We start from the raw sequence: 24,445 nt of genomic DNA on the forward strand, positions 1-24,445 counted from the left end.
TTCTCCCGCCGGTATGCAGATCCACGGGAGATGGGGCCCCCCTCCCCTCCCACCGTCCCGGCGCTCTCCCTGGCACCGGGACCCACGTTTCCCGGGGGCCGGCAGGGTAAAAGGCGGCCGTTCTCGTGAGCGGCGCCAAATATATATCCCTCTATCCCGCTCACCTGTATCCATGAAGTGGGCACTGCTGTCTGTCTGGGATAAAGCAGGCATCGTCGATCTGGCAAAGGTTCTCGTCGAACACAATTACCGGCTCCTCTCCTCCGGCGGCACCGGGGCCGCACTGCAGCAGGCGGGCGTTCCGTACATCGATGTCGCCACCTACACGGGCTCCCCCGAGATGATGCACGGGCGGGTCAAGACCCTCCACCCGAAGATCCACGGGGGCATCCTCGGCCGCCGCGGCATCGACGACGCTGTGATGCAGGAGCACGGCATCGAGCCGATCGACCTCGTGGTGGTGAACCTCTACCCCTTCGAGGCGATGCGGGACGCAGGTCTCGGCGTCGATGAGATCATCGAGTTCATCGATATCGGGGGGCCGGCGATGGTGCGGGCGGCGGCGAAGAACCATAAGGACGTCGCGGTCGTTGTGGACAGCGCCGATTACAGCACGGCGGCGGCAGCCGTCCGGCGGGGCGGGTTTACGGCCGAAGAGCGGCTGGCTCTTGCCGCGAAGGCGTTCGCCAGGACAGCGGCCTACGACGGCGCGATCGCGAACTACCTGACCGGGATCGACCGACCGTTCCCCGACGTCCTCACCCTCCAGTACCGGGGCGGGAGGACGCTCCGCTACGGCGAGAACCCTCACCAGGCAGCGGCGGTCTACGGCGATGCCGGCATCGCCGGGGAGCAGCCGCTCCAGGGCAAACAGATGTCCTACAACAACTACCTCGACGTTGACGCCGCGGTCGGCCTGCTCCGGGAGTTCGAGGAGTGCGCCGTGGTCATCGTCAAGCACAACAACCCCTGCGGCGTCGCGACGGGGGAGATCCTCCTCGATACCTATATCGCTGCCCGCGAGGTCGACCCGGTCTCGGCCTACGGGTCGATTGTTGCCATGAACCGTGAGGTCGGGGAGGATGTCGCCCGCGAACTCACGGGGACGTTCGTCGAGGTCGTCGTCGCCCCGTCCTACACGCCGGAGGCGCTCGAGATCATGAAGGCAAAGGAGAACATGCGGGTGCTCCGGCTGCCCGAGCCGGTGGTGCAGGACGAGGTCCGGAGCATCGACGGCGGCGTCCTGGTCCAGCGGACAGGGTCCTACCGCGAGGATTGGCGGGTCGTGAGCGAGCGGGAGCCCACCGCCCACGAGATGGAGGCGATGAAACTCGCCCTGAAGGTCTGCAAGCACACGAAGAGCAACGCCATCATCTTCGCAAACGAAAAGGCGGTCATCGGGATCGGCGCCGGGCAGATGAACCGGGTCGAGTCCGCGGAGATCGCGGTCCGGAAGGCCCGGAGCCCCCTCGCCGGCTCGGCGGTCGCCTCGGACGCCTTCCTGCCGTTCCCCGACACGATGGAGGTCGCGGCGGCGGCGGGCGCGACGGCGCTCGTCCAGCCCGGCGGCTCCATCCGGGACCAGGAAGTCATCGACGCGGCAAACCGGCTCAATGTCGCGATGGTCTTCACCGGCGTGCGGCACTTCCGGCACTGATCCCTTTTTTCGCAGGATTCGCCATGAAGGTTGAACAGATCCGGGATGATAAGCGGCGGTTCCTTGACCTGCTGCTCGAAGGAGACGAGCAGGAATCCATGATCGATGCCTACCTGGACCGCGGGGATATGTTTGCCCTCTATGACGGCGATCTCAAGAGTATCTGCGTGGTGACGCACGAAGGCGACGGCATCTGTGAACTGAAGAACATAGCCACGTATGAGGAGTTCCGGGGCCGGGGCTACGGCAGGCGGCTCGTGGAATACATCTTCGAACACTACCGGGGCAGGTGCCGCGTCATGCTCGTCGGCACGGGGGACCCTCCCCGTATCCTCCGGTTCTACGAGCGGTGCGGGTTTACCCTCTCCCACCGGGTCGAGAACTTCTTTGTCGATCACTACGACCATCCGATGTACGACTGCGGCGAACAGCTCGTCGATATGGTCTACCTGAGAAAGGACCTCTGACCATCTGGGGCTCTGTCAGACCCCGGTTCGGGTGTCGGGACGGCGCACCGGCTCAAGAACGCGGCTGTTCAAAACGTTTATACTCCCACCGCCCCTCCCACGGCCGAAGGTGATATACTATGGACTACGGCAACCTCATCTCACGGTCGCTTGACTACACGAAAGATGCCCTCTGGGGCGAATGGGGGCGGTGGCTCGTCCTTGTCATCCTCTCACTCATCCAGACGTTCACGCTCTTTTTAATCCCGCTCTACAATGGCTACATCGTCCGGGTGCTCGCCGGAAGGCGGCCCGCCCCCGACGTGAACGAGTGGGGCAGGCTCTTTGTCGATGGGTGGAAGTTGAACATCATCACCCTCATCTACCTGATCCCCGTGATCCTGGTCCTGGCCGTCTTCGGGGGGATTGCGGCGATCTCCGCCATAGCGGCAAGGGGGCTCGACAACCCCGACGTCTGGGCTTCGGCCATCGCCGCTGCCGTCACCGGGATCGCGATCGCGGCCGTTGTCTGGGTCATCATATCGTTTATCTCCCTCGTTGCCATCGTGCGGTTCGCCCACATGGGAAGTTTCTTCCAGGCGTTCAGTTTCGGGGCGATCTTCTCACACATAGGCCGGATCGGGTGGGGGTCCTGGATCGTCGCGGTCATCATCCTCGCTCTCATCGGCCTCGCCTATGCGGTCGTGACCGGGCTGATCGTCTCGGTGCCTGTCGCCGGCTGGATCATCAACCTCTTCCTCGGGGTGGTGTACGGGATCTTCCGCGCCCGCTACCTTGCCGCGGCCTACGAGAGCGCTCCGGCGCCGGGGTGATGCGGCCCCCTTCCCTTGCATCATCGCTGGCGGTCTCTTCCCCCGGCAGAGGTATCTGTCGGGGCGCCCCGGCTCCCGTAAGGGCGCCTTCACAGCGATCGCCCGGCACCGGTTGCCACATTTCTGCGAAGGAGGGCTATGAATTAAGTAAACATAGCAATGCTTTTATGTTGGATTATCTCACCGTAAACCGTAGGTGATTTATCTATGGATTACGGTAACATGCTGAGCGATTCGTTCAGCTATGCAAAAGACGCTGTATGGGGCAAGTGGTTCCAGTGGATCCTGCTCGTCATCAGCACGATCATATTCCCGCTGATCATGGGGTATATGGTCCGCATTTACAGCGGTGTAAAGCCGGCTCCCGAGACCGACAACTGGGTGGGAATGTTCATTGACGGCATAAAACTCCTCATCATCGGGATCATCTACGCCATCCCGGTCTTCATCGTCATGGCCCTCTTCATCATACCTGCGGGCATGATGAGCGATCCCATGGCCGCCCTCGGGACGGTTGGCATCGGTATCCTGATCATGATCGTCGTTGCGATCATCATATCGCTCATCGCGGCGATCGGTATGATCCGGTTCGCACAGAAGGACAGCATGGGCCAGGCGTTCGCCTTCGGCGCCATTCTCGAGCACATCGGGAAGATCGGCTGGGGCAGTTACATCATCGCCCTCATCGTTCTCTGGATCGTCGGGATCGTCTTCGGTTTCATCGTTAGCATACTGAGCATGATCCCGGTCCTCGGCTGGCTGATCATGCTCTTCCTGTACCCTGTCTGGTACATCTTCACGGCACGGTACATGACGCTGATCTACGAGAGCGCCGCGGCACCGGCTTAAAACCCAACCTCTTCTTTTCGTGACCGGGATCGCCCGGCAGGATACGGGCACGGTACAGGGTCAGCACCCCTGCCTGGACCGGGGTATATATGCTGGGGCGCTCCGGTTCTTGCCCGGGCAGACTGTGTTGGTATTGAGGCGTTTATACGAATATAATTGCACTATTTTCTGGAAAACGCCAGGTGTGTAACCTGATTGATCCAATATATTTATATCCCGTTTTCTCACATCTACTCGTAGGTGATACACCTATGGAATACGGTACAGTAGTCTCCAGGGCATTTGAGTACACCAAGGATGCCCTGATAGGAAAGTGGATGCACTGGGTCATCCTGGCCGTCCTGTCACTCGTGCAGGCGCTCACCCTCTCCCTGATCCCGCTCCTCAACGGTTACATCGTGCGGGTGCTCGCGGGGAAGACGCCGGCCCCCGAGGTCGACGACTGGGCCAGGCTCTTTGTCGATGGATGGAAGATGAACATCATCACGCTGGTCTACATGCTCCCGGCGATCCTGGTCTTCCTGATCTTCGGTGGACTCGGCGCAATCGGGGTGCTCGCCAGTGAGGCCGCCGGCGGCGACCCTGCAGCAGCAGGCGCTGCGGCGCTGAGCCTTATCGGAGGCTTCCTGATCGCCGGGATCATTGCGGTCATCATGGCGTTCATTGCCCTGTTCGCCGTGTTGCGCTTTGCTCACACCGACAGCCTCGGCGAGGCGTTCAACTTCGGGGCGATCTTTAGCCACATCGGCAAACTCGGTTGGGGAACCTGGATCATCGCGGTCATCGTCCTCCTGGTCATCGCGTTTGTTTACAGTTTCATCGTCGGCCTCCTTGCCTCGATCCCGATCCTGGGCTGGCTCATCGCCGCCTTCCTCAACGTGGCGTTTGCCATCTTCTACGCCCGTTACTTTGCCCAGGTCTACGAAGAAACACCCGCTCCCGCGTAAGGATTGGAGAATAACCCAATTTTTCTTTCTCCCGGCCCACTTCTGCCGGCATCCTTTGCGGCAGCCCACATCCCTCTACGGATATTGCCCTGCCGCCTTGCAACGCCGTTTGCAAACAAAACAGCGTGTTTATCTCCCCAAACACGCGATGCTTTACCCCAACATACGGTGATACCCATGGACTACACCCGGTTACTCAGCGACTCCTTCGACTACACGAAGGAGGCCCTCTGGGGCAGGTGGACCCGCTGGCTCCTCCTGCTCGTCAGCACGATCATCTTCCCGCTCATCTACGGCTACAGCGTCCGGGTCATGAGCGGCACAAAGCCCGCCCCCGAGCCTGAAGGCTGGATCGGACTCTTTATCGACGGTATCAAACTGCTCGTCATCACGATCGTCTACACCATCCCGGTCTGGATCCTCGCGGTCGTCGGCTTTGCGGCGTACTTCATCCCGGTCTCGGTGACGACGACTCAGGGGACCGGCACCGCTCCCGGCCCGGAGACGGGCATCTTCGTGCTCCTTGCTCTCCTCGTCATCTTCGTCGTCCTCGCCATCGTCATCGGGCTCCTCTCGACCTTTGCGGTGGTCCGGTTCTCCCGGACGGGCAGCGTGGGCGAGGCCTTCCGGTTCGGCACCCTCCTCTCCCACATCGGCAGCGTGGGGTGGCTGAACGTCTTCATCGCCCTCCTTGTCATGGGGATCGTGATCACGGTGGTGCAGTTCGTCCTCATGCTCATCCCGGTCCTCGGCGGGCTTCTCGTCTTCATCCTCACGCCGGCGTTCATCGTCTTCTCCTCCCGCTACGTCGCCCTCATCTACGAGAGCGCCCCGGCGCCGGCGTAAACCCCCTCCCTTTTTCTCCTGCACCAGAACTCCCCAAATGCCCAACATTTAAGTAGCCTTGCCGCCAACTCTCTGTCGGTGAATTGCACTATGAGTGATCGTTTTATTTGTTGAATCGACACGCTTTTTTGACACTACCTTACGGGACGGCGAACAGACACCGGGTGTCTCTCTCACGCCGGCACAGAAACTTGAGATCGCAACGCACCTCTCCGACGTCGGCGTTCACGTCGTCGAGGCCGGTTCTGCCGCCGCATCGGCGGGAGAACGCGAGTCCATCCGCGCCATCGCCGACGCCGGGCTTGCCGCCGAGACCTGCACCTACGTCCGGGCCCTTGCCGGGGACATCGACCTCGCCGCCGACGCCGGCGCCGACTCCGTCCACCTCGTCATCCCGGTGAGCGACCTGCACATCAGCAAGAAGCTCAGGAAGACCCGTGAGCAGGTCTCGAGTATGGCCTGGAGCGCCGTTGAGTACGCGAAGGAGCGCGGCCTGATTGTGGAACTATCCGGTGAAGACGCGTCCCGTGCCGACCAGACGTTCCTTGCAGAGGTCTTCCGGGAAGGGGTGGACCGGGGAGCCGATCGGCTCTGTTTCTGCGACACCGTCGGGCTCCTCACGCCCGAGCGGGCAGCCGCGATCATACCGCCGCTCCTCTTTGCCCCGCTCTCGATCCACTGCCACGACGACCTCGGCTTTGGGCTCGCAACCACCGTCGCCGCCCTCCGGGCGGGGGCGACTTGCGCCCACGTCACCGTCAACGGCCTCGGGGAGCGGGCGGGGAACACCGCCCTCGAAGAACTGGTGATGGCGCTTGAGATTCTCTACGGGAAGAAGACCGGGATCCGGACCGAGGAGCTGTACCACCTCTCGACCCACGTCGCCCGGCTGACCGGGGTGCCGCTTGCGACCAACAAGCCGATCGTCGGCGAGATGGCCTTCACCCACGAGAGCGGCATCCACGCTCACGGGGTGATGCGAGACGCGAGCACTTACGAGCCGCTCCAGCCGGAACGGGTCGGACGGAAGCGCCGGATCGTCCTCGGTAAACACTCCGGGTCGGCGGCGGTCGAGGCCACCCTCCACGACATGGGGTATGCCCCGGACAGTGCGCAGCTTGCCGAGATCGTCGGCCGGATCAAGCAGGTGGGGGATACCGGGATGCGGATAACCGATGCCGACATCATGGCGATCGCCGATACCGTCATGGAGATCGCGTTTACGCCCTGCCTTGAACTCCGCCAGTTCACCATCGTCTCGGGAAGCAATGCGGTCCCGACCGCCTCGGTGACGATGCTTGTCAACGGCGACGAGATCACCGGTGCCGCAGTCGGGACCGGGCCGGTGGATGCGGCGATCCGCGCGCTCCAGCGATCGGTCGCGGTCGTCGGGAGTGTGCGACTCGATGAATACAGCGTGGACGCGATAACCGGCGGTACAGACGCTCTCGTTGACGTCTCGGTAAAACTCAGCAAGGACGGGAAGACCGTAACCTCGCGGGGTGCCCGGACCGACATCATCATGGCAAGCGTCGAAGCAGTTATCGCCGGGATGAACAGATTACTCAGGGAAGAGCATGAAGACCGGAGCCAAGACTCTGATTGAAGCGCTGCAGCGTGAAGGGGTGGATACCATCTTTGGCTACCCCGGCGGCGTGGTGTTGCCGATCTACGATGAACTCTACGATTCGTCGATCCGGCACATTCTGGTAAGGCATGAGCAGGCAGCGGCGCACGCGGCCGATGGCTACGCGCGCGCGAGCGGCCGCGTAGGAGTATGCCTTGCCACCTCCGGTCCCGGTGCCTGCAACCTGGTCACGGGGATCGCGACGGCCTATATGGACTCGATCCCCGTCGTGGCGCTCACCGGCCAGGTGCCGACCGGTCTTCTCGGGAACGACGCCTTCCAGGAGTCGGACATCACCGGGATCACGATGCCGGTGACGAAGCACAACTACCTGGTCAAAGATGTCGCCGATATCGACCGCGTGGTGCAGGAGGCGTTCTACATCGCCAGGACCGGCCGCCCCGGCCCGGTGCTGGTCGACCTCCCCAAAGACGTCACCACGAGCGTGGCAAAGAGCAACCCCGTCCTGGAGACGGTCTCCCTCCGGGGCTACCAGCCCACCTACCAGGGGCACGTCCGGCAGATCGACAAAGCGCTCGACCTGATCGCCGGGGCAGAGCGGCCGCTCATCTACGCGGGCGGGGGGGTGGTCCTCTCGGGAGCATCGGCCGAACTCCTTGAGTTCGCAGAGACGACCGCCATCCCGGTGACGACGACCCTGATGGGCCTCGGCGCCGTCCCGGGCGATCACCCGCTCAACCTCGGGATGCTCGGGATGCACGGCACCCAGTCGGCGAACTACGCCGTCACGGAGTGCGACCTCCTGATAGCCGTCGGCGCCCGGTTCGATGACCGGGTGACGGGGAAGATCGAGACCTTCGCGCCGAACGCGGCGATCGTCCATATCGATATCGATCCGGCCGAGATCGGGAAGAACAAGGTGGTCAACGTCCCGATCGTCGGCGATGTGAAGGCGGTGCTCCAGACGCTCCTCCGGCGGATGCAGAAACGCGGCGATACGGCGAACTGGGTTGCCAGGACGAACGCCTGGAAGGCGCAGTTCCCGCTCAGTTACCGCGACGACGGCCTTCTCCACCCGCAGTACGTCATCCAGGAGCTCTCCGACGTCCTGAAGGGCGAAGGGATCATTACGAGCGAGGTCGGCCAGAACCAGATGTGGGCCGCGCTCTACTACTGCTTCAAGAAACCCCGGACCTGGATCACCTCAGGCGGCCTCGGGACGATGGGCTACGGGTTCCCGGCGGCCATCGGCGCCCACTACGCCTGCCCGGACGTTCCGGTCGTCGACGTCGCCGGCGACGGGAGTTTCCAGATGAACATCCAGGAGCTCGGGACGGTGGCGCAGTACGAGATCCCCGTCAAGGTCGTGATCTTGAACAACATGTACCTCGGCATGGTGCGGCAGTGGCAGGAACTCTTCTACGACCGCCGCTACTCCTACACGGAGCTCCCGCCGGTGGACTTCGTCAAGATCGCGAACGCCTACGGGGTCGATGGGCTCCGGGTCGAGGAGAAGGACGGCGTCCGGGAGGCGATCGAGACCGCGCTCGCCACCGACGGGCCGTTCGTCCTGGACTTCCGGGTCGAGCGGGAGGAGAACGTCTTCCCGATGGTCCCGGCCGGTGCTGCGATCAACGAGATGATCGGGGTGAGGCAGCGATGAAACCGCATACGGTGAGCGTCCTCGTGGAGAACCGGGCAGGCGTCCTGAGCCGGGTCGCCGGGATGTTCTCGCGGCGGGGGTTCAACATCGAGAGCCTTGCCGTCGGGCCCTGCGAAGAGCCCGATATGAGCCGGATCACGATCGTGGTGAACGGCGACGACGGTGTCGTCGAGCAGGTGATGAAGCAGACCAACAAGCTCATCGACGTCATCAAGGTCTCGGACTTGACGGAACGGGAGAGCGTGGAACGGGAACTCGCCCTCATCAAGGTTGCCGCCGAGAGCGGCCCGGCCCGCGCCGAGATCCTCCAGATCGCCGATATCTTCCGCGCCCAGGTCGTGGATGTCGGGTCAAAGACGCTGGTCCTCCAGGTGACCGGGGATACGGAGAAGATCGACGCGCTGGAGAAACTCCTGCGCCCCTACGGCATCAAGGAACTCGTCCGCACGGGTAAGATTGCTCTCCTCCGGGGCGCAAAGACCGTGAAGAGTTCCAAGTAATATCCTTTTTAGATCTGGCGATTTCAGCCTCAACGAGACAGGCTTCCGGGATTTCTTTCGATTGTGTTATATGTTAGCATGCCTCACGCTAACACTGCATGTTCCTCGGATTACCTCTCCAGACAGGGATCATCGTGGGCGGCGCCGTCGTCCTGGCCGTCGTGCTGCTCGCCCTCTGGGGGCTCCGGTTCAGGGAGGCCCCCTGAATGGCAGACCTCACAGTACTCGCCGTAATCGGACTCTACTTCGTCGTGCTCATCCTCATCGGGAGCTGGGCATCGAAGAAGATCCATAACACCGAGGACTACATCCTCGCGGGCCGTTCGCTCGGCTTCTGGGTCTTCACGATCCTGATCGTCTGCTCGATCTGCAGCGGGATGAGCCTCCTCGGCGTCAGCGGGTTCGGATACACCTCGGGCTGGCCGGGCATCTGGGAGCAGATCTTCGTCCCGCTCGCGGCCTCGTTCTGCATCATCTTCTTCGGGGTGAAACTCCACACCCTCGGAAAGGAGCGGGGTTACCTGACCGTCCAGGATTACCTCGCCGAACGGTTCGAGAGCCCCCGGGCGGTCCGGGCGCTCGCGGCAACCTCCGGGATCGTCGTCTCGCTGATCTACCTGGTCGGACAGTATGCCGCGATCAGCATCGTCCTCGTCTGGCTCTTCGGCATCCCGCACTGGCAGGCGCTCCTCATCTCCGGGGTCATCATCACCGCCTACACGGTCGTCGGCGGGCTCTACGCCGTGTCGTGGGCAGGTCTCATCCAGGGCCTCATCCTGATCCTCGGCGTCCTCCTGATGGCCCCGCCGGTCATCATGAGCGCCGGGGGCCTGACCCATATCAATACCGTCCTTGCCGGGGCCGACCCGAACTTCGTCGAGCCCTGGTTCCCGACGGCCTACGCTTCGTACGCCTACGCGACGCCGGAGTTCCTCTTCTCGTTCGGGATCCTCCTGATGGTCGGGCTCGCCTGCGCACCGCACGTCGTCAACAACGTCCTCGCGGCAAAGGAGGCCCGCTACTTCAAGTGGGCGCCGCTCGTCGCCTTCCTGATCTACGCGGTCGTGATGTTCCTCGTCAAGATCGTCGGGTTCGCCGTGCGGTCGCTCGTCGAGGAGGGGACGCTCGTCCTCCCGGACGTCGTGAACGCCCAGGACTACTCCTTCATCGCGGGCGTCGAGCACGCGATGCCGAGCGTGGCGTTGTGGGCGCTCTTCGCGGTGATCGTCCTCGCGGCGGTGATGTCGACGACGGATAGGCTGATGCTCACCGTGGGGACGTCGTTTGCATGGGACATCTACAAGAACATCCTCCGCCCTTCGGCGACTGACAGGGAGGTGATCCTCGTCTCGAAGGCCGCTCTCGTCCTCGGCGCCGGCGGGACGCTCCTCCTTGCGATCAACCCGCCGACGATGCTCGCGTGGCTGATCTGGATGGGGATCGGGGTGATGCTCGCGACGTTCGCGGTCCCGCTGCTCGCCGGGCTCTACTGGCGCGGCGCGACGAAAGAAGGGGCGATCGCGAGCATGGCGGTCGGGCTTCTTGCGTCGGGCATCTTCGGCTACTGGCACCAGTTCGTGGCGCCCCTCCCCATGCACTTCAGCATCTACGCGCTCGCGTTCTCGATCCTCGCCATGATCGTGGTCAGCCTCATGACCGTCAGGAACTCCCAGGACGTGCTCGATAACACCCGGACCGGCTGGTTCATCCAGTCCCCCGGTCAGCCTTCACCGGCCGCGAGCCCGGGAGAGACCCTGTTTGTCGACCGGGACTCGCCCCGCCGGAACTGACGGCGGAACCCTCCCGGTCTCCCGGGCGTCATCTTTTTCTTCATGGACAGGACTGCTTTCCTTTGCGGGGTAAAAGCCGTGATGACCTCAAAATGAGTTTCTCTTGATCCGGCAGTCCGGGCCGTTCATCGGGGAGATCTCGCTGTCCGGATCGATTGTGTTATATGCTAGCGTGCCACACATTGGCACAGTATGTTCTACGCACTCCCTCTCCAAACAGCAATCATCGTGGGCGGCACCGTCGCCCTGGTCGTCGTGCTGCTCACCCTCTGGGGTCTCCGGTTTACGGAGGCATCCTGATGGCGGACCTCGTTACGCTCGCCCTGATCGTGCTCTACTTTGTCGTGCTCGTCGGCATCGGGAGCTGGGCATCGAAGAAGATTCACAACACCGAGGACTACATCCTCGCCGGGAGATCGCTCGGCTTCTGGGTCTTCACGATCCTGATCGTCTGCTCGATCTGCAGTGGGATGACCCTGCTCGGCGTCAGCGGGTTCGGATACACCTCGGGCTGGCCGGGCATCTGGGAACAGATCTTTGTGCCGCTCGCGGCCTCGTTCTGTCTCATCTTCTTCGGGGTGAAACTGAACGCCATCGGAAAGGAGCGGGGTTACCTGACCATCCAGGATTACCTCGCCGAACGGTTCGAGAGCACGCGGGCGCTCAGAGGTCTCTCGGCCGTCGCGGGCATCGTCGTCTCGCTGATCTACCTGGTCGGGCAGTATGCCGCGATCAGCATCGTCCTCGTCTGGCTCTTTGGCATCCCCCACTGGCAGGCGCTCCTCATCTCCGGGATCATCATCACCGCCTACACGGTCGTCGGGGGGCTCTACGCCGTATCCTGGACGACCCTCTTTCAGGGCGCCATCCTGATCCTCGGCGTCCTCCTGATGGCCCCGCCGGTCATCATGAGCGCCGGCGGGCTTGAGCACATCAACACGGTCATCGCCGGAGTCGACCCGAACTTCGTCCAGCCCTGGTTCCCGAGCCCGGCCTACGCTCCCTACGCCTACGCGACGCCGGAGTTCCTCGTCTCCTTCGGGATCCTCCTGATGGTCGGCCTCGCCTGCGCCCCGCACGTCATCAATAACGTCCTTGCCGCAAAAGAGGCTCGTTACTTCAAGTGGGCACCACTCGTCGCGTTCGGGATCTACGCGATCGTGATGTTCCTCGTCAAGTTCACCGGGTTTGCCGTCCGGTCGCTCGTCGAAGAGGGGACACTGGTGCTCCCGGATGCCGTAAACGCACAGGACTTCGCCTTCATCGTCGGCGTCGAGCACGCGATGCCGAGCGTGGCGTTCTGGGCGTTCTTTGCGGTGATCGTCCTTGCGGCGGTGATGTCGACAACCGACCGGCTGATGCTCACCGTCGGCACCTCGTTTGCATGGGACGTCTACAAGAACATCCTCCGGCCCTCGGCGACTGACAGGGAGGTGATCCTCGTCTCGAAGGTCGCGATCGTCCTCGCGGCCGGTGGCACGCTCCTCCTCGCGATCAACCCGCCGGAGATGCTCGCCTTCCTGATCTGGATGGGGATCGGGGTGATGCTCGCGACGTTCGCGGTCCCGCTGCTCGCCGGGCTCTACTGGCGCGGCGCGACCGGCGAGGGGGCGATCGCGAGCATGGCGGTCGGACTTCTTGCATCAGGCATCTTCGGCTACTACTCCAAGTTCGTGGGATCGCTCCCGGTGCACTTCAGCCTCTACGCCCTCGTCCTCTCGGCCGTCGCCATGGTCGTCGTCAGCCTCATGACCGCCAGGAACTCCCAGGACGTGCTCGATAACACCCGGACCGGCTGGTTCATCCAGTCGCCCGGTCAGCCTTCACCGGCCGCGAGCCCCGGCGAGACCCTCTTCGTCGACCGGGAGTCGCCCCGCCGGGAGTGACGGCGGGAGGCTCCCGCCATTTTTCCCTCCCGTGAGCCTTGGTAAAGTCCATATCCCCCTTGAGCAGAGACTTAGACTGCCAGGACAACCGGTGGAGAGGAGATTGCCATGAAGACCATCATCTACTATTTTACCGGCACGGGAAACTCCCTTGCCGCCGCAAAGAAGATCGCCGCAGCCCTCGGGGAGACCGCGATCGTCCCCATCGCGTCGCTCGCGAAGACCTCCGGGCCTATCACCCCTGACGCCGGCCGGGTCGGGATCGTCTGCCCGGTCTACTTCTCCGGGCTCCCGGCGATGGTGACGGCGTTTGCGGAGCGCCTCGATGCCGCACCGGCGGGCTACGTATTCGCGGTCGTCACCCACGGAGGGGGCGGAGGTGCGGCCGCTCTCCGGCAACTCGACGGGATCCTCCGGGAGCGGGACGGAAGGGGGCTCGATGCAGGGTTCTCGGTGAGCATGCCGGGGAACTACATCCTGATGTACGAATCGCCTGCAGGGGAGAAGCGGGACCGGCTGCTTGCCGCAGCGGATTCTGAGTTCGAGGCGATCGCGGCCCGAATCGGGAGGGGGGAGCGGCGAAACCTCCCCCACGCACCCCTGACACGCCTCATCAAGGCCGTCATGTACCCCCGGTTCCTCTCCCGCGTCCACGGCGACGACCGCAAGTTCACGGTGGATGAGCGGTGCACGTCCTGCGGCACCTGCGCCGCCGTCTGCCCGGCAGAAAACATCGAGATCGTCGAGGGAAAGCCGGTCTGGAACCACCGCTGCGAACTCTGCTGCGGGTGCATCCACCTCTGCCCGGCCGGGGCGATCCAGGCCGGAAAGGGCACCGAGGGGAGGCAGCGCTACCGGAACCCATCGGTCGGCATCGCCGAACTGGAGCGCCAGCGGGAGCCCTGATGACCGTGGACGAGAGCAACCGCTACCGGGACCTGTTCAACGCCACCCTCGAGGAGACTCTCGGCCGGGCAGTCAGGATCATAGCAAGCAATCCGGCCCTTGCCCTCTCCGGCGCCGTCATCCTCCGCCACCAGAAACGAGCGGCGGCGGTGCGGAGGAAGCACGAACAGGAAGGGCTCCTCGTCCCGCCGGTGATGATCGTGAGCGTCACCTCGCGGTGCAACCTCGCGTGTGCGGGCTGCTACATGCACGGGCGGGGCGGGGGCCACCGGGCCGAGATGGAGCCGGATGTCCTCGCCTCGGTCGTCGGCGAGGCGGCAGCACTCGGCGTCTCCATCGTCGTCCTCGCCGGCGGCGAGCCGCTCGTCCGGATGGAGGAGATCTTCTGCCTCGCCCGCGCCCACCCCCGCGTCCTCTTCCCGGTCTTCACGAACGGCCTGCTCATAGATGATACGGTCGCCGAGATGCTCGCGGGGTGTCGGAACGTGGTCCCGGTCATCAGTTTCGAGGGCTTCCGTGACGAGACCGACCGGCGGCGGGGCAGCGGGGTCTACGACCGGCTCATTGCGGTATGCGCCCGGCTGAAGGGTCGCAACGTCTTCTTCGGCTGCTCCGTGACCGCGACGCGGGAGAACTTCATGGACGTTACCGGGGAGAAGTTCATCCGGCAGATGCTCCAGGCTGGTGCCCGGGCCTTTGCGTTCGTCGAGTACGTGCCGATGGTGCCCGGCACGGAGGGCCTCGTCCTCACCCCCGAACAGAAGAAGAGCCTTCAAGTGGTGCTTCTGGACTATGACCGAACGTTTCCGGCGCTCTTCATCGGCTTCCCCGGCGACGAGGCCGCCTACGGCGGGTGCCTCGCCGCGGGGAGGGGGTTCGTCCACGTCAGCCCCTCGGGCGACCTCGAGCCCTGCCCCGCGGCCCCCTACTCGGACGCGAACCTCGCGGCCGTCCCGCTCAAGGACGCCCTGCGGTCAGGGCTGCTCAACCGGCTCCGCGAGACGCCGGAGGTCCTCACGGAGTCGAGCGGCGGCTGTGCGCTCCGGGCGAACCGGGCATGGGTGGAGGCGCTCATACGCCGGGAGAAGGCTCCGGCCGGGGTGCCCGGAGAAGACGCCGCGGTTGGCGGCCCGGAGAAGGGGATCGTCGCCGTAACGGCGGAGCACGACGATGCTATGGAGGGGTGAGGCGGCCGGATGTCATACTACATCGATGCTGAAATTCGGGAGCCGGTCGACCAACCTCCCGGAGACGGCGAGATTGCCTGGAGAATAACGGTATCGGAGTCTTAATTTCTGCTTATTTCTGCAACAGCCCCTGCAATTGAGGCGAAACCGCCAGAGAAAGTTTTATAGGAGCTCTTTGACAAAAATATGAGGGTTGCGGCGCGCGGATGCTCACAGCCCCCGGAAGAGACCCGATCAGAAGGGTTGTTCCGGCAGGGTGAGAGACCCGCACGACCATCAGTTAAGGAAATTATCATGGAACAGGAAACCCTGTCACAGAAGTCGCGACTCTCGCGCCAGACGATACGGAAAGCGATCCTCATCGTCTCCTTCCTCCTCATTCCGGTAACGATCTTCTACATCTCCCCCATCGTCATCCTGATGGGGGCGGCCGAAGGTATCGCCGCCGGCAGCATGCTCCTCTTTGCCGCGCTCTTCGTCCTCTCGCTCGGCGTCTCCCGCCTCTGGTGCGGCTGGCTCTGCCCGATGGGAGCATGGCAGGAGATCTGTTCGCCCGTTACGAGACGCACCGTCAAGGACGGCCGGGGCAACCTGGTCAAGTACGGCGTCACGGTGCTCTGGCTTGCGCTGATTGCCTACCTCTTCATCGGTGCCGGCGGAATCCGTGCGGTCGATCCCTTCTACGGCACGGTGAACGGTCTCTCGGTCACCTCCTTCGAGGTCCTGATAATCGTGGCGGTGATCTTCTTCACGATCCTTCTGGTCGCGTTCGTCACGGGTCGGCGGGGGTTCTGCCGTGTCGTCTGCCCAATCGCCGGCCTGATGATCGCCGGCCGGAAGATAAGGAACGCCGTCGGGTGGCCGGCGCTCCAGCTCGCTGCCGATGCCGGCCGGTGCATCGACTGCGGGAGATGCTCGAAGGCGTGCCCGATGGGCCTCGACGTCCACGGCAGGGTCCGGGAGGAGGATATGGAGAGTGCCGAGTGCATCCTCTGTGCTGCTTGCGCCGACGCCTGCCCGGAGGGGGCCATCGCCTACGGCGTAGGGGGCCGGTGAGCACCCACCCCGGCGGCGGAGATCCTCATGGCACCAAAGACCCGGCCTGCGCCGATCGCGGCATACTGCCCGGATAACGCCGCCGGGTATGCGTGGAGGGGGAGGCTGTGATCGTCGATACGGTCTCCACCGCCATCCAGCGGATCTCGTCGGGAAGAACGCTCCTTGCATCGTTCGCCTTCTTCGCCTTCTCAGCGGCCCTGATCAACGGCCGGCCGTTCGGCCTTGCTGCGCTCGAGGAGATCACGGGCGGCGCAGGTATTCTCGACATGGCGTTCACCTACACCCCGGTTGAGGCCTACGCGATGCTTGCGGCGCTCGGGGACGCCGGGCGGGCGTTTTACCTGACGCGGATCGTGCCGCTCGACCTCGTCTTCCCGGCGGCATACACGCTCTTTTTTGCGGTCGCGATATCCTGGCTCCTCTCCCGGTGGCTCCCGGCGGAGAGCCCCTGGATGCGCGCAAACGTCGTCCCGCTCGTCGCGGCCGCCGCCGACTACTGCGAGAATGCCGGGGTCATCGCGATGCTCCTCGCCTATCCGGCGGAGCTCTACGGGGTTGCGGTGTTCACTGCCGTCTTCTCGCCGATCAAGTTCACGTTCATCGCGGTCAGCATGCTGCTCGTTCTCGCTGCGGCCGCCGGATGGGCTGCGAACAGGGTGCGGGCCGGCGCGTAACCCTCCTCCCGCAAGGTATATCCCCCCGCCTGCTTCAGATCCATATATTAAGCGTGATGAGGCGAAACCATGCAGATCTGTATCATCTCCGGGAGCCCCAAGGGCGAGAAGAGCGTCACCCTCCAGTACGTCCGGTTCCTCGAGGAGGCATTCCCCGACCACACCTTCACCGTCCTGCACGCGGGACGGGAGATCCAGGCGCTCGAGCGGCAGGAAGAGGCGTGGGACGGGCTGCTCGCCACGGTAGAGGAGTGCGACGGCGTGCTCTGGGCAACCCCGGTCTACGTCATGCTGGTCCCGGCGCAGCTCAAGCGCTTCATCGAACTGATAGGCGAGCGGAACGCGGCGGGGGTGTTTTCGGGGAAGTATGCCGCCTGCCTCACCACATCCATCCGCTTCTTCGATCACACCGCCCATGCCTACCTGCACGGGATCTGCGACGACCTCGGGATGCGCTACGTCGGGTTCTGCTCCGCCCACATGGAGGACCTCCGGAGCGAGGCGTTCCAGGAGCAACTCATCTTCTTCTTCTCCGATTTCCTGGAGGCAATCGTCGAGCGGCGGCCGGTCCAGAGAGTATTTCCACCATTGCCTGCGATTGAACCTTCTTACGCCCCGACGAGCCCCCCGGTGCCGGTGGATACGCGCGGGAAACGGGTGGCCATCCTCCACGATGGAGAACCCGGTTCCGGCCTCGCGGCGATGGTGGACGGGCTTGCGGCGTGCTGCGCGGGTCCCGTCCAGGTCGCCCATATCCGGGACGCCGGGATGAAAGGCGGTTGCCTGGGGTGCTGCCGGTGCGCCTTCGAGAACACCTGCGTCTACGACGACGGGTTTTCGGCGTTCTGGGAGGAGTATGTCGTTCCCGCGGATATCCTGGTCATGGCCGGGACCATCCGGGACCGGTTCCTCTCGGCCGCCTGGAAGCAGTTCTTCGACCGGAGTTTCTCAAACGGCCACGTGCCGGCATTCGAGGGAAAGCAGATCGGGTACCTGGTGGAAGGGCCGCTCGGCCACCTCTCGAACCTCCGGGAGGTCCTCACCGATCTCGCGACGATGGAGGGAGCCAACCTTGCGGGGATCGTGACCGACGAGTCGGGCGAGACCGGTGCCGCCCTGCACGCTCTTGCCGAACGCTCCGTGCGGCTCGCGGACCGGGGGTACATCGCGCCGCCCACCTTCCCGGCTGTCGCCGGCCACAAGATCTTCCGGGACGAGATCTGGGGTGGGATGCGGGCGATCTTCAAGGCGGACGATCGGTATTACCGGCAGCACGGGCTCTATGACTTTCCCACCCGGGATTACCCGAAGAGGATCGTCACCCGGGTGACCTCCCTTGCGATGAGCATCCCTGCCGTCCGGCGGGACGTGGTGAAAAATATGCCCGACTACATGGTCCAGCCCCTGCAGAAGTCGATTGAATCAAGCAGGGTCCTGGCAGAGAGAAAGAAAAGGCGATAAGATTCCGCAGCGCTGCCTGACCCTGCCACATGGTCTATTGATGCAGCCCCACGCGAAATGTATAACCGGAGGCAGGTCGTCCACCCGGAGCATGGAGCCCTTCACCATCGCCGTCCCGGAGGCTGCCCTCGATGACCTGCGCCGGCGACTCGCCGCCACCCGCTGGCCCGACGACGGCGCCGGGTGGGAGTACGGCACCGCTCTCTCCTACATGAAAGACCTGGTCGACTACTGGCTTCACCGGTATGGCTGGCGCAGGCACGAGGCGTACCTGAACCGGTTTGCCCACTTCAGGGCGGAGGTCAGCGGGACGGGGGTCCACTTCATCCACGAGCGCGGGAAAGGACCGGACCCGGTGCCGCTCCTCCTCCTCCACGGCTGGCCCGACTCGTTTTACCGCTACCACCGGGCTATCCCGTTCCTGACCGGTTCCTTCGACGTGGTCGTCCCGTCCATCCCCGGCCACGGGTTCTCCGACCGGAAGGCCATGACCACCGCCGAGACCGGCGACCTCTTCGCCGAACTGATGGCGGACGTGCTCGGCTACGAGAAGTTCATCGCGGCCGGCGGCGACGCGGGGACACTGATCGCCCAATCCCTCGCGGAACGGCACCCCGACGCTCTGCTCGGCATCCACCTGACCGACGTCGGCTACCCCGACGGGGCGACGGACTTCTCGGCCCTCACCGAGCCCGAGGTCGCGTTCGCGGAGTTCATCCAGGGGTGGTGGATGAGCGAGGGCGCCTTCAATATGGTCCAGTCGACCAAACCCCAGAGCCTCGCCTACGGGCTTGCCGACTCGCCCGCAGGCCTCGCGGCCTGGATCATGAGTTTCATGGCCTCGGGCACGACCGGCGAGGAGGTTGAAGCACGCATCGGCCGCGACGATCTGCTCACAAACATCACGATCTACTGGGTGACGGGGACGATCGCCTCCTCCGCCCGCAGGTACTACCTCGACACCCACGCGGTCCTGGGCCCCTGGCGGCGCACCCCCGTCCCGGCAGCCGTCGCCCACCCACCCCGCGACGCCCCGCTGCCCCGCGAGTGGGCCGGGCGGAGGGTGAACCTCGTGCGCTTCACCGACCTGCCTCGCGGCGGGCACTTCACGGCCTGGGAGGAGCCCGAACTCTACGCCGAGAACCTGTGGGCGTTCGCGAACGAACTGCAAAGATTGTAGGCGTTCACCCGTTCCCGGTCTCGCCGGATTTTCACGCAAGAATGGGGGCAACTCTGGCAAAACGGATGGTCAACCATATAAGGCTTCGGCATTAAACAATAGGAATGTGAAATCGGCGGTACTGGGCGGCGGTCTCACCGGGGTTACGCTGGCCCGCCTGCTCCACGAACAGGGCGACGACGTGATCGTCCTCGAACGAAACGAGACGATCGGGGGGCTCTGCCGCTCGGTGAGAGAGGCAGGCTTCACGTTTGACTCCGGCGGGTCGCACATCCTCTTCTCCCGTGACACCGAAGTCCTCTCCTTCATGCTCTCGGTCCTCGGTGAGAACGCCGACCGGCGGAAGCGGAACACAAAGATCCTCTACAAGGGTCGCTACGTCAAATATCCCTTCGAGAACGGCCTGTATCAACTCCCTGACGAAGACCGCTTCTTCTGCATCAACGAGTTCGTCAAGAACCTCATCGCCGTCGAGAAGGGCGAGGTCCCGCCGCCGAAAAACTTTGCCGAGTGGATCACCTGCACCTTCGGCCGGGGCATCGCTGAGTGCTACATGCTCCCCTATAACGAGAAGATCTGGAACTACCCGGCCAGCCGGATGTCGCACCACTGGGTTGAAGGACGGATCCCCCGCCCGCCGGTCGAGGATATCATCCGGTCGGCGATCGGGATCGAGACCGAGGGCTACACCCACCAGGCGGTCTTCTCCTACCCGGTGACGGGCGGGATCGAGGCTCTGATCCGCGCGATCGCCGGGCCTATCCTTCCGGTCGTCCGGACCGGCTTTGCGGTCACCTCCATCCGCGAGGAGGACGGGGGGTTTGTCGTCAGCGACGGGAGAGAGACCGTCCACGCGGACCGCCTGGTATCGACGATCCCGCTCCAGAACCTGCTCCCGGCTCTCTCCGACGTCCCGGCCGAGGTCCAGGCGGCCTGCGACGCCCTCCGCTACAACTCGCTCTGTTCGGTCTTCATCGGCCTATCGGGCGGTGTCCCCGATATATCATGGCTCTACGTCCCCGACCCGGCCACGGGGCTCTTCAACCGGATATCGTTCCCCTCGAACTACAGCACGGCGGTCGCCCCACCCGGTCACTCATCGATCCTCGCCGAGATCACCTACAACGACGGCGATGAGGTCTCGGCGATGACGGACGATGCGGTGATCGAGCATACCGTCACATCGCTCATCGCCGCCGGGATCATCCCTTCGCGGGAGAACGTCGTCTACACCGGCGTCGCACGGGAGCAGTTCGCCTACGTCGTCTACGACACCGAGTACCAGAAGAACATCAAGATCGTTCGCGAGTTCTGCCGGGAGCGGTCCATCGACCTCGTCGGCCGGTTCTCGCAGTTCGAGTACCTCAATATGGACGGCTGCATCAGGAGCGCCATCGACTTCGTGAGGACGGATGGATGAAGGTCAACATATTCGTCGAGGACTTCCGCTTCCTGCGCTACATCGGGTGTGCAACGGCGGCACGAACGTTGTATAATCACCTCGCCCTGCTCCCCGACATGGAGGTCTCCCGCAACCTGTATCACGGCGACTTCGACCTGACCCACTACCACACCTTCGGGCCCTGGGCGATGTACCACCTGAAGTTCACCGAGGGTGTGAAGGTCCTGACCGCCCACTCGACCCCCCGTCTCAACGAGGGGAACGTCGCCTTCTCGAAGAGGATAAACACGGTATACCCGAAGGTCTACCGGCAGTTCGACCACATCATCACGATATCGGAGCCCTGCCACCGGGAGACCGAACAACTCGTCCCCGACGTCCCGAAGACGCTCATTCCGAACGGCATCGACCGGGCGTATTTCAAGCGGGAGAAGAAGAAGCGCAAATCGTTCCGCGACGAGTACGGCATCGACCACAGCCGGCAGGTGGTCCTCTCCGTCGGCCAGCAGACCCCCCGGAAGGGCATCTACGACTTCTTCAAGCTCGCCGACCTGCACCCCGATATGACCTGGGTCTGGGTGGGCGGGTTCCCCTACGGGACGTTCTCAAAGGACTACGCGAAGATCCAGATGCTCAAGACCCATGCCCACGAGAACGTCATCTTCACCGGCGTCATCGACGATATATCCCGGGCATACAGCGGGGCGGACATCTTCTTCATGCCCTCGCACGCCGAGACGTTCGGCCTTGTGATCGTGGAAGCCCTCTCGGCGGGCCTCCCGGTGATTGCCCGGGATATCTACGAGTTCCGGGAGATCTTCGGGGACTCGGTCCTCTTCTTCTCCGAGCTCGACGAGGCGCGGGCCCTTCTCGCGGACGAGGCGACCCTGAAACGCTGCGCTGCAAGGGCACGCGCCTCGACGGAGAAATACGACATCACGCTTATAGCAAAACGGCATCAACACCTATACCAGGAGTTGATCGAGTGATCTCCGTGGTCGTTCCGACCTACAACGAGGAGCAGAATATTGAGCGCTGTCTTGCGTCGCTCGCCGACCAGACGGTGCCGCGGGATTCTTACGAGATCATCGTCGTCGACGGGAACTCGAAAGATAAGACCCGGGAGCTGGCCGAGCCCCTCGCAGACAAGGTCTTCATCCAGACGAGCAAACGGGTCGGGGGGGCGCGAAACGACGGTGCGATGGCGGCAAGCGGCGATATCGTCGCAACGACGGATGCCGACTGTATCCTCCCCCGTGACTGGGTGGAGCGGATCGAGAGGAACTTTGCAGAGCGCGATATCGTGCAGCTCTACGGCACGGTCTACCCGATCGAGGGGGGCGTCCAAAACCACCTCTCTCTCCTTGGCGCAAACACCTTTGCGCGCCTGGGTTACCACACCAGGACGATCTACTTCACGCTCGGGTGCAACACGGCCTTCGACCGCGAGGCGTTCGTCCGGGCGGGGATGTATCGCTGCATTGATGCCGGGGACGACCTCGAGATAGCCCAGAGGATGCGGAAGATCGGGAAGGTCTACCTCGATTCGGGCCTGAAGGTGGGCTTCTCGATGCGGCGTTACCAGCAGTTCGGGACGCTCAAGTCGATAGCGGAATGGTTCTATATCGTCCTTCGCGGCGGCGAGGCGGGCGGCGCCACCTACTCGCAGCGGGAGTACAAGTAGTTCCATGAATGAGGCCGCATCCATCCCGGAAGCCTGTAGAAGGACGGTGCAACGCTCTGACTCCTGCGGGTTCGCACGCCTGCTCGGGATGAGGGTCACGGCGATCGAGGGCGATCGCGTCCGGGTGGCGATGTCGACGGAGGGCATGAAGAACGGTCACGGCACGACCCACGGGGGCGCGATCTTCGCCCTCGCGGACCACGCGTTTGGTATCGCCGCGAACATGGAGGGGATCGACGAGATCGCGATCTCCGCAAACATCCGCTACCTCACTATCCCGGCAGGGGAGACGCTCGAAGCGGTCGCGTACATGGTCTCTGAAACGGAGAGGACGTCGGTTTACGCCGTCGACGTCTACTCGGGCGACCGTCACGTCGCCTCGTTTGAGGGCGTCGGGTTCAAGACCGGGCAGGGGTAACTCCGCCGCTACCCGACCCGGCAGTGCCCGCCCCCGCGTTTTGCGAGGTACTGCTGGTGGTACTCCTCGGCCCGCCAGAACGTCCCCGCGGGCTCGATCGCGGTGGCGATGGGACGCCGGAACCTTCCCGACCGGTTCATCTCCTCTTTTGACACCCGCGCCTCTGCCTCCTGCTCCGGGGTGTGGTAGAAGATCACAGACCGGTACTGCACCCCGATATCGGGTCCCTGCCGGTTCGGTGTCGTCGGGTCGTGGGCGTTCCAGAACTCGTCAAGGAGCGTCCGGTATGAGACCTTCCTGGGGTCGTAGGTCACCTGCACGACCTCCGTATGCCCGGTCCTTCCCGTGCAGACCTCCCCGTAGGTCGGGTTTGAGGTTCTGCCTCCCATGTACCCCACTGCCGTATCCACGACGCCGGGTACGCGCCGGAACGTCTCCTCGACACCCCAGAAGCACCCCGCGCCGAATGTGGCCCTCTCGTCTCTCTTCTCCGGTGCCATGACACTCCTTCCTTCGGGGGGTTCCCGGAAAAATGTATCGCTCCCGGGCATATCCTTATCTCCGGCCGGTTCCACGTATCCCCATGGCTTTTGAATCTGACGCCGTGGAGATGGTCGCCCGGCTGATGGCGCTTTCTGCGCGCACTGCCCCGAAGGCCCGGGGCATCGATGTGATCAAGACGATGATCGTCGTCGGAGATGAGCGGAACGTGCTCGCGGAGGCGATGCGTGAGTATGGCGAGCGGCACAACGTGGGGTTCTTCCTCCGGGACGCGGGGAATGTCGCCGCAAGCGACGCCTGCCTCCTCATCGGATCGCTCTTTGACGACGCCGTGGGCCTCAACTGCGGCGCGTGCGGGTACCCTACCTGCGTGGATATGCTTGAAGCGCAGAAGCGGGGTTCCCCGGCATCGGTCCCGTTCCGCGGCCCGAACTGTGCCGTCAGGATGACGGATATCGGGATCGCGGTCGGTTCTGCGGTCAAGACCGCGAGCATCCACAACGTCGACAACCGGGTGATGTACTCGGTCGGTGTCGGCGCGCTCTCGCTCGGGTGGCTGGAAGGATGCGGGGTGGCCTATGGTATCCCGCTCCGGGCATCGGGAAAGGATATCTTCTTTGACCGTACACGCTAAAACGAAGTGACAGCATGCCCATCATGAAGATCCGCGGAGGGGATCTCGACCTCGTCGAGTACGAGTTCACCTCCTTCTCCCCTGGCGAGAATATCCGGCCGTGTGGCCTCAAGATGGACTACCGGCTCAGCCCGGTGGCCGGTACCGTCGTCGTTCGCGCCCCGGCCAGGATCCACCTCACCGTGCTCGACATGAACCGGTTCTCTCCCGACCGTCCCGGCGGGGGAGGGATCGGGTTTGCCATCGGCGTCTACTGCACCGCCGAGGTTACGTGCACGGAATCGGGGATCGAGATTGATTACACCCGCGAACCGATCCTCCGGCACTTCGTGGA

General features: G+C 63.8%; 23 protein-coding genes and 1 pseudogene. 23 read left to right on the plus strand and 1 reads right to left on the minus strand.

The genetic code is table 11. From position 1 onward, the window contains the following. Positions 1-172 precede the first annotated feature (172 nt). From purH to V6K60_RS07730, 21 genes are all read left to right on the plus strand, one after another. Positions 173-1,657, plus strand: a complete 1,485-nt coding sequence (gene purH / locus V6K60_RS07630; RefSeq protein WP_332449923.1) for a bifunctional phosphoribosylaminoimidazolecarboxamide formyltransferase/IMP cyclohydrolase — start codon at positions 173-175, stop codon at positions 1,655-1,657. 23 nt (positions 1,658-1,680) lie between these two features. Continuing rightward, entirely contained in the window at positions 1,681-2,124 is a 444-nt protein-coding gene (locus V6K60_RS07635) for a GNAT family N-acetyltransferase (protein WP_332449924.1), read from the plus strand. 119 nt (positions 2,125-2,243) lie between these two features. After that, a complete protein-coding gene (locus V6K60_RS07640) occupies positions 2,244-2,936 on the plus strand; it encodes a DUF4013 domain-containing protein (protein ID WP_332449925.1) in 693 nt (230 codons plus the stop codon). Positions 2,937-3,143: 207 nt separating this feature from the next. Next, a complete protein-coding gene (locus tag V6K60_RS07645; protein WP_332449926.1) occupies positions 3,144-3,785 on the plus strand; it encodes a DUF4013 domain-containing protein in 642 nt (213 codons plus the stop codon). A gap of 251 nt (positions 3,786-4,036) precedes the next feature. Beyond that, positions 4,037-4,732, plus strand: coding sequence for a DUF4013 domain-containing protein (locus V6K60_RS07650; protein ID WP_332449927.1), 696 nt, complete (start codon positions 4,037-4,039; stop codon positions 4,730-4,732). A gap of 177 nt (positions 4,733-4,909) precedes the next feature. Next, the gene (locus V6K60_RS07655; protein WP_332449928.1) at positions 4,910-5,578 is read left to right on the plus strand and encodes a DUF4013 domain-containing protein; all 669 of its coding nucleotides are present in this window, start codon (positions 4,910-4,912) and stop codon (positions 5,576-5,578) included. A 94-nt stretch (positions 5,579-5,672) separates the two neighbouring features. Beyond that, positions 5,673-7,184 carry a 2-isopropylmalate synthase gene (locus V6K60_RS07660; RefSeq protein ID WP_332449929.1) on the plus strand — a complete coding sequence of 504 codons (1,512 nt, stop codon included), beginning with the start codon at positions 5,673-5,675 and terminating at the stop codon, positions 7,182-7,184. Continuing rightward, on the plus strand, positions 7,156-8,829 hold the full coding sequence (gene ilvB / locus V6K60_RS07665) for a biosynthetic-type acetolactate synthase large subunit (RefSeq protein ID WP_332449930.1): 1,674 nt from the start codon (positions 7,156-7,158) through the stop codon (positions 8,827-8,829). Before V6K60_RS07660 ends, ilvB begins: the two co-directional genes overlap by 29 nt. Continuing rightward, positions 8,826-9,329: an acetolactate synthase small subunit gene (gene ilvN, locus V6K60_RS07670; protein ID WP_332449931.1), complete on the plus strand. Its 504-nt coding sequence runs from the start codon at positions 8,826-8,828 to the stop codon at positions 9,327-9,329. Before ilvB ends, ilvN begins: the two co-directional genes overlap by 4 nt. 206 nt (positions 9,330-9,535) lie before the next feature. Next, the gene (locus V6K60_RS07675) at positions 9,536-11,119 is read left to right on the plus strand and encodes a sodium:solute symporter family protein (RefSeq protein WP_332449932.1); all 1,584 of its coding nucleotides are present in this window, start codon (positions 9,536-9,538) and stop codon (positions 11,117-11,119) included. A 299-nt stretch (positions 11,120-11,418) separates the two neighbouring features. After that, the gene (locus V6K60_RS07680; RefSeq protein WP_332449933.1) at positions 11,419-13,005 is read left to right on the plus strand and encodes a sodium:solute symporter family protein; all 1,587 of its coding nucleotides are present in this window, start codon (positions 11,419-11,421) and stop codon (positions 13,003-13,005) included. Between the two features lie 108 nt (positions 13,006-13,113). Beyond that, positions 13,114-13,911, plus strand: a complete 798-nt coding sequence (locus tag V6K60_RS07685; protein WP_332449934.1) for an EFR1 family ferrodoxin — start codon at positions 13,114-13,116, stop codon at positions 13,909-13,911. After that, on the plus strand, positions 13,911-15,098 hold the full coding sequence (locus V6K60_RS07690) for a radical SAM protein (protein ID WP_332449935.1): 1,188 nt from the start codon (positions 13,911-13,913) through the stop codon (positions 15,096-15,098). Before V6K60_RS07685 ends, V6K60_RS07690 begins: the two co-directional genes overlap by 1 nt. A gap of 294 nt (positions 15,099-15,392) precedes the next feature. Next, positions 15,393-16,154 carry a 4Fe-4S binding protein gene (locus V6K60_RS07695; protein ID WP_332449936.1) on the plus strand — a complete coding sequence of 254 codons (762 nt, stop codon included), beginning with the start codon at positions 15,393-15,395 and terminating at the stop codon, positions 16,152-16,154. A 107-nt stretch (positions 16,155-16,261) separates the two neighbouring features. Beyond that, positions 16,262-16,831 carry a hypothetical protein gene (locus V6K60_RS07700; RefSeq protein ID WP_332449937.1) on the plus strand — a complete coding sequence of 190 codons (570 nt, stop codon included), beginning with the start codon at positions 16,262-16,264 and terminating at the stop codon, positions 16,829-16,831. A 69-nt stretch (positions 16,832-16,900) separates the two neighbouring features. Continuing rightward, positions 16,901-18,292 carry an NAD(P)H-dependent oxidoreductase gene (locus V6K60_RS07705; RefSeq protein ID WP_332449938.1) on the plus strand — a complete coding sequence of 464 codons (1,392 nt, stop codon included), beginning with the start codon at positions 16,901-16,903 and terminating at the stop codon, positions 18,290-18,292. Between the two features lie 91 nt (positions 18,293-18,383). Then, positions 18,384-19,472, plus strand: coding sequence for an epoxide hydrolase family protein (locus V6K60_RS07710; protein WP_332449939.1), 1,089 nt, complete (start codon positions 18,384-18,386; stop codon positions 19,470-19,472). A gap of 106 nt (positions 19,473-19,578) precedes the next feature. After that, positions 19,579-20,892, plus strand: coding sequence for a protoporphyrinogen/coproporphyrinogen oxidase (locus V6K60_RS07715; RefSeq protein WP_332449940.1), 1,314 nt, complete (start codon positions 19,579-19,581; stop codon positions 20,890-20,892). After that, positions 20,889-21,863: a glycosyltransferase family 4 protein gene (locus tag V6K60_RS07720; RefSeq protein WP_332449941.1), complete on the plus strand. Its 975-nt coding sequence runs from the start codon at positions 20,889-20,891 to the stop codon at positions 21,861-21,863. The genes V6K60_RS07715 and V6K60_RS07720 overlap by 4 nt, the downstream gene beginning before the upstream one ends. Next, positions 21,860-22,558: a glycosyltransferase gene (locus V6K60_RS07725; RefSeq protein WP_332449942.1), complete on the plus strand. Its 699-nt coding sequence runs from the start codon at positions 21,860-21,862 to the stop codon at positions 22,556-22,558. Before V6K60_RS07720 ends, V6K60_RS07725 begins: the two co-directional genes overlap by 4 nt. Positions 22,559-22,562: 4 nt before the next feature. After that, positions 22,563-22,976, plus strand: a complete 414-nt coding sequence (locus tag V6K60_RS07730; protein ID WP_332449943.1) for a PaaI family thioesterase — start codon at positions 22,563-22,565, stop codon at positions 22,974-22,976. An 8-nt stretch (positions 22,977-22,984) separates the two neighbouring features. On the opposite strand, the gene msrA is transcribed toward V6K60_RS07730, so the two are convergent. Continuing rightward, positions 22,985-23,476 carry a peptide-methionine (S)-S-oxide reductase MsrA gene (gene msrA / locus V6K60_RS07735; RefSeq protein ID WP_332449944.1) on the minus strand — a complete coding sequence of 164 codons (492 nt, stop codon included), beginning with the start codon at positions 23,474-23,476 and terminating at the stop codon, positions 22,985-22,987. A gap of 83 nt (positions 23,477-23,559) precedes the next feature. Between msrA and V6K60_RS07740 the strand changes: the two genes are divergently transcribed. Continuing rightward, on the plus strand, positions 23,560-24,111 hold the full coding sequence (locus tag V6K60_RS07740) for a ferredoxin domain-containing protein (RefSeq protein ID WP_332449945.1): 552 nt from the start codon (positions 23,560-23,562) through the stop codon (positions 24,109-24,111). 14 nt (positions 24,112-24,125) lie between these two features. After that, positions 24,126-24,445 (plus strand): annotated as a pseudogene (locus tag V6K60_RS07745) (GHMP kinase); the annotation flags it as partial.

The organism is Methanoculleus sp., assembly GCF_036677455.1.
Classification (GTDB): Archaea; Halobacteriota; Methanomicrobia; order Methanomicrobiales; family Methanoculleaceae; genus Methanoculleus.